General features: G+C 31.6%; 15 protein-coding genes. 13 read left to right on the forward strand and 2 right to left on the reverse strand.

The window, feature by feature from the left end; genetic code table 11:
• Window positions 1-13: 13 nt before the first annotated feature.
• Genes OU788_RS05065 through OU788_RS05080 form a run of 4 tightly spaced genes read left to right on the forward strand, consistent with a single transcriptional unit; the run spans window position 14 to window position 2,919 of the window.
• Entirely contained in the window at window positions 14-589 is a 576-nt protein-coding gene (locus OU788_RS05065) for an RNA polymerase sigma factor (RefSeq protein ID WP_274634150.1), read from the forward strand.
• Window positions 579-1,109, forward strand: coding sequence for a hypothetical protein (locus OU788_RS05070; protein WP_274634151.1), 531 nt, complete (start codon window positions 579-581; stop codon window positions 1,107-1,109). Before OU788_RS05065 ends, OU788_RS05070 begins: the two co-directional genes overlap by 11 nt.
• Entirely contained in the window at window positions 1,096-2,169 is a 1,074-nt protein-coding gene (locus tag OU788_RS05075; protein WP_274634152.1) for a hypothetical protein, read from the forward strand. Before OU788_RS05070 ends, OU788_RS05075 begins: the two co-directional genes overlap by 14 nt.
• Before the next feature lie 21 nt (window positions 2,170-2,190).
• Window positions 2,191-2,919: a head GIN domain-containing protein gene (locus OU788_RS05080; RefSeq protein WP_274634153.1), complete on the forward strand. Its 729-nt coding sequence runs from the start codon at window positions 2,191-2,193 to the stop codon at window positions 2,917-2,919.
• A 77-nt stretch (window positions 2,920-2,996) separates the two neighbouring features.
• Here OU788_RS05080 and OU788_RS05085 read toward each other — a convergent pair whose 3' ends face one another.
• Window positions 2,997-5,636, reverse strand: a complete 2,640-nt coding sequence (locus OU788_RS05085; RefSeq protein WP_274634154.1) for a valine--tRNA ligase — start codon at window positions 5,634-5,636, stop codon at window positions 2,997-2,999.
• Window positions 5,637-5,823: 187 nt separating this feature from the next.
• Here OU788_RS05085 and OU788_RS05090 point away from each other — a divergent pair, with 187 nt between their 5' ends.
• Window positions 5,824-6,228 (forward strand): DUF1573 domain-containing protein, encoded by a 405-nt coding sequence (locus tag OU788_RS05090; RefSeq protein ID WP_274634155.1) that lies wholly within the window; start codon window positions 5,824-5,826, stop codon window positions 6,226-6,228.
• Window positions 6,229-6,281: 53 nt separating this feature from the next.
• Here OU788_RS05090 and OU788_RS05095 read toward each other — a convergent pair whose 3' ends face one another.
• A complete protein-coding gene (locus tag OU788_RS05095; protein ID WP_274634156.1) occupies window positions 6,282-7,622 on the reverse strand; it encodes an aspartyl protease family protein in 1,341 nt (446 codons plus the stop codon).
• Between the two features lie 157 nt (window positions 7,623-7,779).
• On the opposite strand from OU788_RS05095, the gene OU788_RS05100 reads away from it, so the two are divergent.
• The 8 genes from OU788_RS05100 (at window position 7,780) to lipA (ending at window position 14,375) form a co-directional block, all read left to right on the forward strand.
• The gene (locus OU788_RS05100) at window positions 7,780-8,970 is read left to right on the forward strand and encodes a pyridoxal phosphate-dependent aminotransferase (RefSeq protein WP_274634157.1); all 1,191 of its coding nucleotides are present in this window, start codon (window positions 7,780-7,782) and stop codon (window positions 8,968-8,970) included.
• Window positions 8,971-9,981 (forward strand): UDP-N-acetylmuramate dehydrogenase, encoded by a 1,011-nt coding sequence (gene murB, locus OU788_RS05105; RefSeq protein ID WP_274634158.1) that lies wholly within the window; start codon window positions 8,971-8,973, stop codon window positions 9,979-9,981.
• 188 nt (window positions 9,982-10,169) lie between these two features.
• The gene (locus OU788_RS05110; protein WP_028892532.1) at window positions 10,170-10,373 is read left to right on the forward strand and encodes a hypothetical protein; all 204 of its coding nucleotides are present in this window, start codon (window positions 10,170-10,172) and stop codon (window positions 10,371-10,373) included.
• A gap of 30 nt (window positions 10,374-10,403) precedes the next feature.
• A complete protein-coding gene (locus tag OU788_RS05115) occupies window positions 10,404-11,507 on the forward strand; it encodes a glycosyltransferase (RefSeq protein WP_274634159.1) in 1,104 nt (367 codons plus the stop codon).
• Window positions 11,498-12,061, forward strand: coding sequence for an RNA polymerase sigma factor (locus OU788_RS05120; protein ID WP_274634160.1), 564 nt, complete (start codon window positions 11,498-11,500; stop codon window positions 12,059-12,061). Before OU788_RS05115 ends, OU788_RS05120 begins: the two co-directional genes overlap by 10 nt.
• A gap of 28 nt (window positions 12,062-12,089) precedes the next feature.
• Window positions 12,090-12,230: a hypothetical protein gene (locus OU788_RS05125; protein WP_274634161.1), complete on the forward strand. Its 141-nt coding sequence runs from the start codon at window positions 12,090-12,092 to the stop codon at window positions 12,228-12,230.
• Between the two features lie 15 nt (window positions 12,231-12,245).
• Window positions 12,246-13,466 carry an Nramp family divalent metal transporter gene (locus tag OU788_RS05130; protein WP_274634162.1) on the forward strand — a complete coding sequence of 407 codons (1,221 nt, stop codon included), beginning with the start codon at window positions 12,246-12,248 and terminating at the stop codon, window positions 13,464-13,466.
• A 39-nt stretch (window positions 13,467-13,505) separates the two neighbouring features.
• Window positions 13,506-14,375, forward strand: a complete 870-nt coding sequence (lipA, locus tag OU788_RS05135) for a lipoyl synthase (RefSeq protein WP_274634163.1) — start codon at window positions 13,506-13,508, stop codon at window positions 14,373-14,375.
• Window positions 14,376-14,564 lie beyond the last annotated feature (189 nt).

The raw sequence follows: 14,564 nt of genomic DNA on the forward strand, positions 1-14,564 counted from the left end.
TCTCTAGTATAGAATGATTTCATTGGAGTCGCAGAAAACACATATCAACCAACTAATCGAACGCTGTAAGAAAAACGATAGCACTGCACAAATGCAGGTGTATCAAAGCTATTATAAAGCTATGTATAACACATCGTATCGTATTTTAAAAGACGAATTCGAGGCTGAAGATTTAATTCAAGAAGCATTTTTAACTGCTTTTACAAAATTAAATTCTTTTAAGGGAGAAGTTACTTTTGGTGCTTGGTTAAAGCGAATCGTTATTAATAAAAGTTTAACCCAACTAAAAAAGGTAACGCGATATGATGAAGTTAAAATGGATGTGATTCCTAATTATGAAATCGAAGAAGTTGAAATAAATTATAGCTCACTTGAAGTACAAAGAGTATTAAGTTGCTTACAAAGTTTAAAAGATAATTACAGAATTGTATTGACTTTGAACTTAATTGAAGGCTATGATTATGAAGAAATAGCTCAAATATTGAATTATACTAATGAAAATGTGCGCACAACAATATCAAGAGCTAAAAAGAAATTAAAACAAGTATTGGTTAACGATACTAATAAAACACAAGGATATGGAGGATAAACTACATCAATTTTTTAAAGAAAATGATTTCGATGTTTTTGAACCTCATCAAGGACATTTAGAACGTTTTCAACGTAAACTAGAAAATCCGAAGAGAAATAAAAAACCTTCAATTTTCTGGATGAGTATAGCGGCATCAATTGTATTAATGCTAGGTTTTTATCTTGGTAATTACCAACAGCAAAAAACGTATACACTAGCCGATGTTTCACCCAAAATGGCTGAGGCTCAAAACTTTTTTGTTACAACTATAAATCAAGAGTTACGAGAAGTTGAACAATATAGAAATTTAGATACCGAAACAGTTATTGAAGACTCTTTAAATGAAATTGAAGAATTAGAAGACCAATACAACTCTCTTGAAAAGGAGCTTTCTAAAAAAGAAAACAAACGTCAAATCATCCGAGAAATGATACAAAATTATCAGCAACGATTAGATGTGTTAGAAAGGCTTCTTTTACAATTAGAACAATTACAAAACCCAGCAAAATTAGAATTATTAGACGATGAAATTATATAAACTACTTTTCTTTTTCTTACTTATTCCTACCGTTCTTATCGCTAACGATAGAAAACACGAAAAAAGTAAGAACATTAGCAAAACGTTTAACGTTAACAAAAACGCTACCCTATACATTAACAACAAATATGGAAATGTAAACGTAACTACATGGAATGAAAACCGTATTGAAATCAATGTTAAAATAACTGTAAAAGGTGATGATCTTTCAAGTGTTGAACGTAAACTAAAAGACATTGACATTCAGTTTGAAGCTACTTCCAATTTAGTAGAAGCTAGAACGATTATAGAAAAAAGTAAATCTTCTTGGTCTTGGTGGGGTAGCAATAACACCAATTATAAAATTAATTATTCGGTAAGAATGCCTATTACTAACAATGCTGACTTACACAATAAGTATGGAAACATTTATTTATTAGATGAACTTGAAGGAAAATCGAATATTAACTGTGATTATGGTAAAATTCAAATCGACCAATTATTAAACAGCAACAATAATATTAACTTAGATTATTGCGGTACTTCTGAAATCAACTACATCAAATCAGGAAACCTTAATGTTGATTATTCAAAATTAAACATTAGAAAATCTAACAACTTAAAAGTAAGTGCAGACTATTCAACCATAAAAATTGACCAAGCTACAGATGTTACATTTAATAGCGATTATGGAAGTATTTCTGTAGAAGAAATTTCTAACTTAACTGGAAATTCTGATTATGCTAGTGTTAAAGTAGGTACACTTAAAAAAAACTTGAAAATTAATAGCGATTATGGCGGAATTAGAGTTCAAAACATTGCTAAAGGATTTGATAACATTACTATTGACGGAAACTATGCTAGTATTAAATTAGGAACCAACAGCAATAATAACTTTAATTTCAACATCGACTTGTCGTATGCTAGTTTTGGCTATCCTGATAACAATGTAGAGCTATACAAAAGCATCAAAAAAACATCTAAAAAATACTATGAAGGTACTTTTGGAAAAGGAAATTCGAATTCAAAGATCACCATTAAATCTAACTATGGTGGTGTTTCTTTAAAACTAAATGATTAACCAACTTAAAATTATATCATTATGAAAAAATTAGCAATTATCTTACTTACCCTTACTTTCAGCTTACAATCTCAAGCACAAAGTTGGTGGAATACTAAAAAAGTAAGAGGAAACGGAAAAGTTACTACAGAAACACGAAATGTCGGTTCTTTTGACAAAGTAAGTCTAGGGGGTTCATTCGATGTTTATTTAGTTGATGGTGTTGAAGGTGAATTAACAATTGAAGGAGAAGAAAATGTTTTAAAACATGTTGAAACTGAAGTTAAAAATGGAAAACTTCACCTTGGTTTTAAAGACAACACCAATATTCGCATGACTAAGAAGTTAACAATTACAGTTCCTTTTGAAAACCTTGAGTCTGTTTCTTTGGGTGGTTCAGGAAATATAATTACCAAAAAGCGCATTAAAGCTGATGAAGTAGATTTCGTCCTTGGAGGTTCTGGAAATATTGTAGCCAATGTAGATGCCAACACTGTTAAGACGTCAATTGGAGGCTCTGGAAATATTAAATTAAAAGGAAAAACTGACTATTTAAAATGTTCTATTGGAGGTTCAGGAGATGTGAAAGCGTACGAATTAGACACTAATTCTTTAAAAGCAAGTATTGCAGGATCAGGTGATGTGCAAGTTTCAGTTAAAAATAAAATTAAAGCAACTGTCGTTGGATCTGGAAATATTTACTACAAAGGAAATCCAACCCAAATAGATAGTAACTCTTTAGGTTCTGGAGACGTGGTTGATAAAAACTAAACTCAGTATAAACTAACTACAATAAAAAATCCGCTGTTTACAAACAGCGGATTTTTTTATTATTCTAAATTGTTAATCTATTGTAACGAAGCTAAACTCGCTTTAATCGTTTCAATTTTAGCTAAGGTATCCGATTCTTTTTTACGTTCTAACGTAATTACCTGCTCAGGTGCATTACTTACAAAGCGTTCGTTAGATAATTTCTTTTGAATTCCTGTTAAGAAACCTTCTGCACGTTTTAATTCTGCATTTAGTTTTTCAATTTCAGCTTCTACATCAATTGTATCTAATGAAATTGGAACAAAATATTCATTTGACTTCACACGGAATGAAGCAGCTCCTTCTACTTTTTCTGATACATAAGTAATTTGAGAAGCATTGGTTAACTTTTGAATTACCGCATCAAAATCTTTAGTATAGCTTTCGTTATTTACAACAGCTAATTCAATAGCGTCTTTAAACGAAATATTTTTATCCTTTCTAATCGTTCTAATTCCTGAAACCACATCGGTCATAAATTCAAAATTGGTAATCAATTCATCATTCACTTCTCCAACTACAGGGTATTTAGCTATAATTAACGCATCTTCTGGAGTTCTTTCTGTGATGTGTTGCCAAATTTCTTCTGTTAAGAAAGGCATAAAAGGGTGTAATACTTTTAAGTTGTTTTCTAACACCTCTATTACAGCTTTGTATGTTTTAGCATCTATCGGTTGTTGGTACCCTGGTTTTACAATTTCTAATAACCAAGACGAAAAATCATCAGTAATTAATTTGTAAATAGCCATCAACGCGTCTGATAAACGATACTTACTAAAGTGATCTTCAATTTCTAATACTACTTTATTGAATTTAGCTTCATACCAAGCTAATCCTATTTTAGCTGTTTCTGGTTGAGCTAAGTTTTCATCAATTTCCCACCCTTTGATTAAGCGGAAGGTGTTCCATATTTTATTTGCAAACCCTTTACCTTGTTGACATAAATCTTCGTCAAATAATAAATCGTTTCCTGCTGCAGCACTTAGTAACAATCCGACACGTACCCCATCAGCTCCAAAATCTTCAATTAACTTTAAAGCATCAGGTGAGTTCCCTAAGGATTTACTCATTTTTCTACGTTGCTTATCACGAACTAATCCTGTTAAGTAAACATTTTCAAACGGACGTGCATCTTTATACTCATATCCAGCAATAATCATACGAGCTACCCAGAAGAATAAAATATCTGGACCCGTTACTAAATCATTAGTTGGGTAGTAATACTTGATTTCTTCGTTCTCAGGATTACGTATTCCATCGAAAACTGACATTGGCCATAACCAAGAAGAAAACCACGTGTCTAACGCATCTGGATCTTGTTTTAAGTCAGAAGCAGTTAATGATGTATTTCCTGTTCTTTCTTGTGCTAGTTTTACTGCATCTTCAATATTTTCGGCTACTACAAAGTCTTCTTTTCCATCTCCAAAATAGAAAGCAGGAATTTGTTGTCCCCACCATAACTGACGAGAAATATTCCAATCACGAATGTTTTCCATCCAGTGACGGTATGTGTTTTCAAATTTTCTTGGAAACAGCTTCACCTCTCTATCTTCACCTAAAACAGCTTCGATAGCTGGCTTTACCAACTCTTCCATTTTTAAGAACCATTGATCTGATAATCTTGGTTCTATTACAGCTTTAGTTCTTTCTGAAGTTCCTACTTTATTTATATGAACTTCTGTTTTAACTAAGTAACCCTTCTCTTCTAGTTCTTTTGTAATTTCTTTTCGAACTACAAAACGATCTTTTCCTTCGTAGTGTAATCCAAAAGAATTTAAGCTAGCATCTTCGTTAAAAATATCAATTACTTCTAAATTGTGCTTATCTCCTAAAACCTTATCGTTTTCATCATGAGCAGGCGTTACCTTTAAACAACCTGTACCAAATTCAACATCTACATATTCATCTTCAATAATTGGTATTTCACGATTACACAAAGGTACAATTGCTTTCTTTCCTTTTAAATGTGTGAAACGCTCATCATTCGGATTGATACAAATAGCTGTATCTCCTAAAATAGTTTCAGGACGTGTAGTTGCAATGGTTACTTTTTCATCAGAACCTACAATATCATACTGTAAATAGTATAAATTTCCTTGACGCTCTTCGTAAATTACTTCTTCATCAGAAAGTGTAGTTTTGGCTTCTGGATCCCAATTTACCATACGGAATCCGCGGTAAATTAATCCTTTGTTATATAAATCTACAAATACTTTAATTACTGATTCTGACAATGCAGGATCCATCGTAAATGCAGTACGTTCCCAATCACAAGAAGCTCCTAACTTTTTTAATTGATCAAGGATAATTCCTCCATACTCATGTTTCCATTCCCAAGCATGCTCTAGGAACTCTTCACGAGTTAAATCGTTTTTATCTATTCCTTGCTCTTTTAACTTCGCTACTACTTTAGCCTCAGTCGCAATCGAAGCATGATCAGTACCTGGAACCCAACATGCATTTTTTCCTTGTAAACGAGCTCTACGAATTAATACATCTTGAATGGTATTATTTAACATATGTCCCATGTGCAACACTCCTGTGACGTTTGGTGGAGGTATTACTATTGTGTATGGTTCTCTTTCATCTACTTCAGAATGAAAATAATTGTGTTTCATCCAGTAATCGTACCACTTACCTTCTACTTCTTTAGAATTGTATTTTGATGGAATATTCATATGTATTAAAATATCTTGTTTTGCTTATTTGCTAATAAAATTAGCTTTTGGCATTGTTTTTGAAAATTGATAAGCAAAAATACAACTATCTATGAGGTACAGAAAATTAGAAGTTGTTTTTTTAAGAACTTAAATAAATAATACTAAATTTGTACTGGTTTACACCTTAAAATTAATTTTTAACATTATGAAAACAATTTTATCATTTGTCGCTGTTTTCTTTATTACGTTAACAGTAAGCGCTCAAGAATTTAAATTTGAAACTGAAACAATCGACTACGGTAAAGTAGCTCTTGGATCTGAAGGAAAACGTGTATTTGAGTTCACTAACGTAGGAGATGCCCCTTTAATTATAAAAGATATTATTTCTACTTGTGGATGTACAGTACCATCTAAGCCTGAAAAACCAATCATGCCAGGAGAAAAAGGAGAAATTGAAGTTTCTTACGATACTAAAAAACCAGGAGGTTTTTCTAAAGCCATTACCATTATTTCTAACGCTAAGAAAAGTAGAAAATTAGTAAAAATTAAAGGATTTATCTCAAAAGATGCAACACCAGCGAAAGAAAAAAGCACTGTAAGTGATAGCTAAAAACTACACTTTATAAAATATGGAAAAGCTCAACTTTAACAAGTTGAGTTTTTTTATATACGCTGTTCTAATTTAAATTCAAACTTTAGCTTTATTCCTGCCCTTTCAACTTCTATTATTATTTTTCTGCCAGGTTTGGTATGAAACATTTCAATGATCCCATTCAGTTGATATTCGTGTGCTGCTTTACCGTTAATCTTTTTTATAACATCATCTACTTTAAGTCCTGCTTTATCTGCAGGAGAATTTTCTACAATCTTATCTATTTTATACTTTGGCTTAAACTGATAAAAATAGCTACTAACAAACGATATTACATTGTTTTTCGGAGTTTGATTGGTTGGATTATAACTATCAGTGAATTTAATAGGTTTTTGTTCTTTTATTAATTCTTGTCCGTCATAAGCAATATGCAAACCACTCATATTATAGTAAAAACCTGCTTTTAAAGAACCATTCTTTTTTAGTACAATCCTTTTGTTAGGATAATCAATCCAAACTTTAAATCGTTTTAAAATAGCACCTCCAATACTTCCGTTTCGTTCTTTAAATTGCCGAGCGTTAAATGTTGAAGAGGAATCTAAAAAAGACGCTGTGGGTTCTTCAATTTCAAATTTCCCTATTTTTATTTTTTGTATTCTACTTCTATTTCCATAAATCGTTCCGCTAAAACCTTCACCTATAATATCTTTAAAAAACTTTTCAGGAGTTTGTAACTCTTCTTTCGTTCCTTCAAACAACCAAATTGCATCGCTTCCACCTGTATCAATCAACAACTTCACAGGTGTCATCGTTCTTGAATGAGAATTTAACTGCACATAGGTATCTATATAAGGTTTGTTTCGGTAAAATTGTAAAGGGAAACTTTCACAAGTCCTACAAATTGACTTTTTATAAGTTTTGGGATTGTAAAATTCAATTCTTTTATTGTTATAATTTATTTTTACAACAACATCTTTCAATAAATCATAACCTATTATACCATGAATTGTAGTTCCCATTTTGGCAGAAATATCAAAAGCATCTTTTAAAATAACGTATAATTCTTCATTTGAACTTTTAATATTTTTAATTCTGAACGTATTATTTTTAGACCTTAAAGCTTCTACAGGTTCACCAACACCTAAACCACGAATAAATACTCTTTCTATTTCATTTAACCCAACACTGTCTTTTGACGTGAGATTGAATAAAATTGTTTTACTCACCCCTGTGTCTAAAATAAACGACAATTGATGTCCGTTAATTTCTAAGGGAATAACAATAAGGTTGTTTATTAATTGAAAATTAACCGATTGTTTATCTGTATTACTTCCAAAAAAATTAAAATTTTGCTGTGCAAAAATAGACACACTAAAAAATAGTGCTAACGTATGTAGTAGTAGTTTAGTCAAGAGAACTTGTTTTAGGGTTCTGTACTTAAAGATACAATCTTCTACTCATTTTTTTTGGTTTTTATGATTTTTTTAACCCACTTTTTCCTTAAGAACACTCTTATTTTATCAAATATATTTCGCAAATTTGCCACTCAAACGACTAATTTAATTAAAAATGCCATCAATTTCTAGTAAAGGAAATGCAATGCCTCAATCACCAATACGTAAATTGGTTCCTTTTGCAGAGGCTGCTAAAAAGAACGGAACAAAAGTTTATCACTTAAACATTGGGCAACCAGACATCAAAACTCCACAAGTTGCTTTAGATGCGGTAAAAAACAATACGATTGAAGTATTATCGTACGCTAGATCTGAAGGTTCAGAAGAATACAGAACAAAATTAGCTAATTACTATGCTAAAAATGATATTCATGTAGCAGCTAATAATATTATTGCGACTACAGGTGGTTCAGAAGCTTTATTATTTACCATTGGTAGTATTACAGATCCAGGAGATGAAATCATTATTCCTGAGCCTTTTTATGCTAATTACAACGGATTCTCTACTGCTTCAGGTGTAAAAGTTGTTCCTGTAATTTCTAAAATTGAAGATAACTTTGCGTTACCTGCAATTGAAGATTTTGAGAAATTAATTACTCCTAAAACCAAAGCAATCTTAATCTGTAACCCAGGTAATCCTACAGGTTATTTATACAGTAAAGAAGAAATTGAAAAATTAAAACAAATTGTATTAAAACACGATTTATTTTTAATTGCTGATGAAGTGTACCGTGAGTTTACTTATGACGGAGAAAAACACAATTCGGTAATGTCTTTAGAAGGATTAGAGCAAAATGCTATTATGATCGATTCTGTTTCGAAGCGTTATAGTATGTGTGGTGCAAGAATTGGTTGTATCGTTTCTAAAAACGAAGAATTTATTAATACTGCTCTTAAATTTGCGCAAGCACGTTTAAGTCCACCAACTTACGCTTTAATTGCTAGTGAAGCTGCTTTAGAAACTCCTCAAAGTTATTTTGATGAAGTAATTGAAGAATACGAAGATCGTAGAAATACCTTAATTACAGAATTACAAAAAATTGAAGGTGTAAAAGTTGCGAATCCTAAAGGAGCATTTTACTGTGTTGCTGAATTACCAGTAAAAGATAGCGACGATTTTGCTCAGTGGATTTTAGAAAGCTTCAACGATAACAACGAAACGGTAATGGTTGCTCCTGCAAGTGGATTCTATTCTACCGAAGGTGAAGGAAAAAACCAAGTTCGTATCGCGTACGTTTTAAATAAAACAGACTTAAAACGCTCGGTTGAAATATTAAAAATTGCTTTAGAAAAATACAATAGCTAATTGAATATTCAAGAAAACATATCTTTAAAAGAGTACAACACGTTTGGTATTAATGTTAATGCCAAACGTTTTGTTTCTATCACCTCTGTATACGAATTACAACAGCTTTTAAAAGAAGAAAAAGACATCTTTTTAATTTCTGGAGGAAGTAATATGCTACTCACCAAAGACATTGACACCTTGGTTGTACATATTGATATTAAAGGAATTTCTATTGATAGAGAAAACCCTAACAATATTCACCTAACAGTAAATGCTGGCGAAAACTGGCATGAGTTTGTCTTATGGTGTGTTTCCCAAGGTTATGGTGGATTAGAAAACTTATCATTAATTCCGGGTAATGTAGGTACCTGTCCTATCCAAAATATTGGAGCTTACGGTGTTGAAGTGAAAGATACCATATCAAAAGTTGAAGCTATTGAAATTGAAACAGGAAAACTAGTTTCTTTTTCTGCGGAAGAATGCCAGTTCGGGTATCGTAATTCTATCTTTAAAAACGAAGCGAAAGGAAAGTATGTATTGACTTCTGTTAGTTTTCAACTGACAAAAAACAACCACAAACTCAATACTTCTTACGGAGCAATCGAAGCTGAATTAGCTTCAAAAGATATTACAAATCCAACTATTAAAGATATTTCTGATGCTGTTATAGCTATTCGTCAATCAAAATTACCAGATCCGAAGGAAATTGGTAATAGCGGAAGTTTCTTTAAAAATCCTGTGATTTCAAAAGAACATTTTGAAAAACTTCAAACAGCATTTCCAAATATTCCAAGTTACGTAGTTTCTGATACTGAAATTAAGGTTCCTGCGGGTTGGCTAATTGAACAAAGCGGATTTAAAGGAAAACGATTTGGCGACTACGGAGTTCACGAAAAACAAGCTTTAGTATTGGTTAATTACGGTGGAGCAACAGGAAAAGAGATTTACGAGTTAGCACAAAACATTCAAAATACCATTAAAGACAAATTTGATATTGATCTTGAAATAGAAGTTAATATTATTCAATAAGCATATAATAGAAATACTCCTCCTCTGTTTTAATTTCACTTGTATAAATCTCTTTTAAATTCATACAGGAGAAACATGAAGTTCGTATCTTTGCAAAACAATACATCATGAAACCTATAGGTTTAAAATAAGTATTTTAAACATTTAAGGTTACATCTGACCATTGAGAAATAATTAAAAACGAACAGATGAAATTAATTTTTGTTACCATAGGATTATTAGCGTTAGCATTTGCTGGAATTGCCATTAAAATTTGGGCAAAAAAAGACGGAGAGTTTGCTGGTACTTGTGCTAGTCAAAATCCAATGTTAAACGAAAGTGGTGAAGCTTGCGGATTTTGTGGTAAAACCCCAGACCAGTTCGATACTTGTAGCGAGCCTCAACACAACTAACAGTCTTACTCAACTAACCTTTTTATTTTTATGGTATTTACTATACTGTTCTACACTTTTGTGGTAGCTACGGCTATACAAGTAGTGTATTATTTGTTCTTCTGTTCTTTTGCTTTTGAGAAAAGTGAAGAAAAAAACAAAGACGTAAATACCCCTATTTCAGTAATTGTATACATAAAAAACAATGCTGATATTTTAACTGAATACATTCAACATTTGGTTAAACAGAAATACCACAATTTTGAAATTGTTCTTGTTAACAACGCTTCTACAGATAACACTTTAGATACCTTAGAAGAACTACAAAAAAAACACGTTAACTTAAAAATTGTAGACGTAAAAAATACGGAGGCTTTTTGGGGAAACAAAAAGTATGCACTTACTCTTGGTGTGAAAGCTGCTACACATGAACACCTATTGTTTACCGAAATAAGTAGTAAAATTTTATCTGAAGACTGGATTAGTGAAATGTCGAGTAATTTTTCGCAAGAAAAATCAATAGTTATTGGGTATCGAAAGTTAAAACGTAAAAAGAATTCGTTCAGTAATCTATTTATACGATTTCATCATTTATTAAACAGCATTCAAGCTTTTACTTTTACCAAATTTGGAAATCCGTACAAAGCTACAAACCATAATCTAGCTTACACAAAAAGTGAGTTTTTTAGAGTTAACGGATACATCAATCACGTAAATCTTTTTATTGGTGAAGCCGATTTATTCATAAAAGATGCTGCTACCAAAACCAATACAACCTACACTACTAATGTCAACAGTTTTGTTAGCGCTAGAAAAAAAATCACTTTTAAAGAATGGATTTCTCTTCAGAAAAAAGAAACCATCCTAAATTCATTATACAAAACCAAACATCAATTTTTACTCCGTTTATTCAAAATTTCTAAAGTAGTATTCTACATTTTAGCTATTTACATCGCGGTAATTAATTGGGTAATTGCCTTGCCAATTGTAATAGGATATTTCATTTTACAATATGTAGCTTTAGGAAAAGCGGCTTCAAAACTTCAAGAAAAAAACGTAATTCTATTACTACCTTTCTTAGATATTTGTTTCGTATTAGTACAAATTAGTATATTTATATCAAACCAAATTTCGAAACCAAAACATTGGAAATAAATCAAGAAAAAGTACTTCACAATATTCAGCAAGCAAAAAAAGGAAATCAAATAGCTTTTAATTATTTGTTAGACACTTTTTGGGGAAGCGTATACGCTTTTCAATTAAAACAAACTCAGAATGATAATGATGCTGAAGATATTACTATTCAGACTTTTTCTAAGGCCTTTGATAGAATTGAAACTTTTGATGAAAACTATCAATTCAAAACTTGGTTAATTACAATTTCTAAAAACGTATATATCGATTTTCTTCGTAAGAAAAAATCTTCTATTTATACTCAAACTACTGAAGAACAAGAAAAAGAGGTGTATGCTGTTGTTGATGATGCACCCTCACCAGAAGATAAAATTATTACGGAACAAAACTTGGCTAAGCTTCTAAAAGATATCAAAAAACTAAAACCAAAATATCAAGAAGTTATCAATCTTCGTTATTTTCAGGAATTGAGTTATAAAGAAATTTCTGAGCAAATTAACGAACCTATTAACAATGTTAAAGTTAAATTATTGCGTGCAAAAAAATTATTAGCTGAAATAATAAAGAAATCATAAATTGCAAGAACATTAAAATCAAAAACTTATGATTTTACAGTTTCATGCAAATGCAAAAAACGTATACAAAAAAGAATTATATAAAGAGCTTCGATTAAAAAGAGAAAGAAAAGAGCATGTAAGCGCTATTTTAAAAAAGCTAAGAAATAGTGATTACCTAAACTTTTAAACCTTCTCTTTTCTTATGAAAAAATCCCTCTTAAGTTTATTAGGCCCTGGATTATTATTTGCTGGAGCAGCTATTGGTGTTTCGCACTTAGTACAATCTACCAGAGCTGGTGCCGATTTTGGCTTTGGTTTACTTTGGGCGCTTCTCCTAGTTCATATTTTTAAATATCCATTCTTTCAATTCGGACCACGCTATGCGGCTGCAACAGGAGAAACGCTGTTAGATGGTTACAAAAAACTAGGCAAAGGCGTTTTAATAAGTTACTATATTTTAAATTTTGCTACCATGTTTACCATTCAAGCTGCTGTAACGATTGTTACCGCTAGTTTGGCAGCTAATCTCTTTGGTTTTTCACACGATTTGGTTGCATGGTCATTAGCAATTATGCTAGTTAGTATTCTTTTTTTAGGAGTTGGTAAGTATACTTTTTTAGACAATTTAATGAAGTATATTATAGCCATTTTAACTGTAAGCACTATTGTTGCTGTGGCTATCGCTTTATTTAAAACTGAAAAAGGATTCAGCTTTCAACAAATTATTCCTAGTGGAACAGCACAAGTAACTTTTTTAATTGCCTTTTTAGGATGGATGCCTGCTCCGTTAGATATTTCAATTTGGCATTCATTATGGTCGGTTGAAAAAGATAAAATCACTTTTGAAAAGATTAAACCTAAACAAGCTATTTTTGATTTTAATATAGGATATATAGGAGCCTTATTTTTAGGAGTTTGCTTTGTGATGTTAGGAGCTTTAGTAATGTATCAATCAGGAGAGTCTTTTTCTAGTAAAGGAGCTACTTTTGCCTCGCAACTTATTAATTTATACACTGAAAACCTTGGTGAGTTCTCAGGAATATTTATAGCTGCTGCTGCATTTACAACTATGTTTAGCACCACTATTACTACCTTGGATGCTTCACCAAGAGCGATGGAAAAATCTTCTTCATTACTTTTTTCCAAAAAGATAAAATTAAACTACTGGTTTTGGATCATACTTTTAACAATTGGTACCTATATAATCCTTCGTTATTTTTTAAGTGATATGGTTTTTCTTGTAAGAATCGCTACTGTTTTATCGTTTTTAACAGCACCTTTTTACGCAATTTTAAACTACATTTTAATAACAGGAAAACATACACCTGAAAAGCACAGACCACAAATAGGCTTGCGTATTTTAAGCTTAGTTGGCATTGCTTTTCTTATTGGGTTTAGTATTTGGTTTTTGCTTAGTTTATAAATCTTTTCTTTGTAAATTTGCAGTTCAATTTTTTATGGAATGGCAAACGAATCTATAGTAGCACCAGAAAGAACAAAAAAACCAAAATGGTTACGTGTAAAATTACCTGTTGGTAAAAAATATACCGAACTAAGAGGTTTAGTTGATAAATATAAACTGAATACAATTTGTACTAGCGGAAGCTGCCCTAACATGGGTGAATGCTGGGGAGAAGGTACTGCTACCTTTATGATTTTAGGAAATACTTGTACACGTTCTTGCGGATTTTGTGGTGTAAAAACAGGAAGACCAGATACTGTTGAATGGGATGAACCAGAAAAAGTTGCGCGCTCTATCAAGTTAATGGATATTAAGCATGCTGTAATTACTTCGGTTGATCGTGATGATTTAAAAGATGGAGGCTCTATTATTTGGGCTGAAACTGTACAAGCTATCCGTAGAGCAAATCCAAATACTACTTTAGAAACTTTGATTCCTGACTTTCAAGGAAATGAAAAATTAATAGATCGTATTATTGAAGTAGCTCCTGAAGTAGTTTCTCATAATATGGAAACGGTACGTCGTTTAACTCGTGAAGTTCGTATTCAAGCAAAATACGACCGTAGTTTAGGTGTTTTAAAATACTTAAAAGATAATGGTATGCGTACTAAATCTGGAATTATGCTTGGTTTAGGCGAAACGGAAGAAGAAGTAATTCAAACTATGAAAGATTTACGTGGGGTTGGGTTAGATGTTATTACTATCGGTCAATATTTACAACCTAGTAAAAAACACCTACCTGTTAAGGAATTCATAACACCAGAACAATTTAAGAAATACGAAACTTTAGGGTTAGAAATGGGCTTTATGTACGTAGAAAGCGGGGCTTTAGTACGTTCTTCATACAAAGCACACAAGCACGCAAGCTAATTTTTACTTTAAATAATCCTTAACTTTTTAACGTTTCAACGTTAAAAAAATGTCAAATATTTAAAAAACGCACTAACGTGCGTTTTTTCTTTTTAATTTTGGCACAGATATTGGAAACAATATTTATGTAAACAAGTAACATTGTTTTCATTGTGTAAATTATTTGAATTAGTTGATTAACAAAAAAGC

The organism is Tenacibaculum sp. L6, assembly GCF_028823685.1.
Taxonomy (GTDB): Bacteria; Bacteroidota; Bacteroidia; order Flavobacteriales; family Flavobacteriaceae; genus Polaribacter.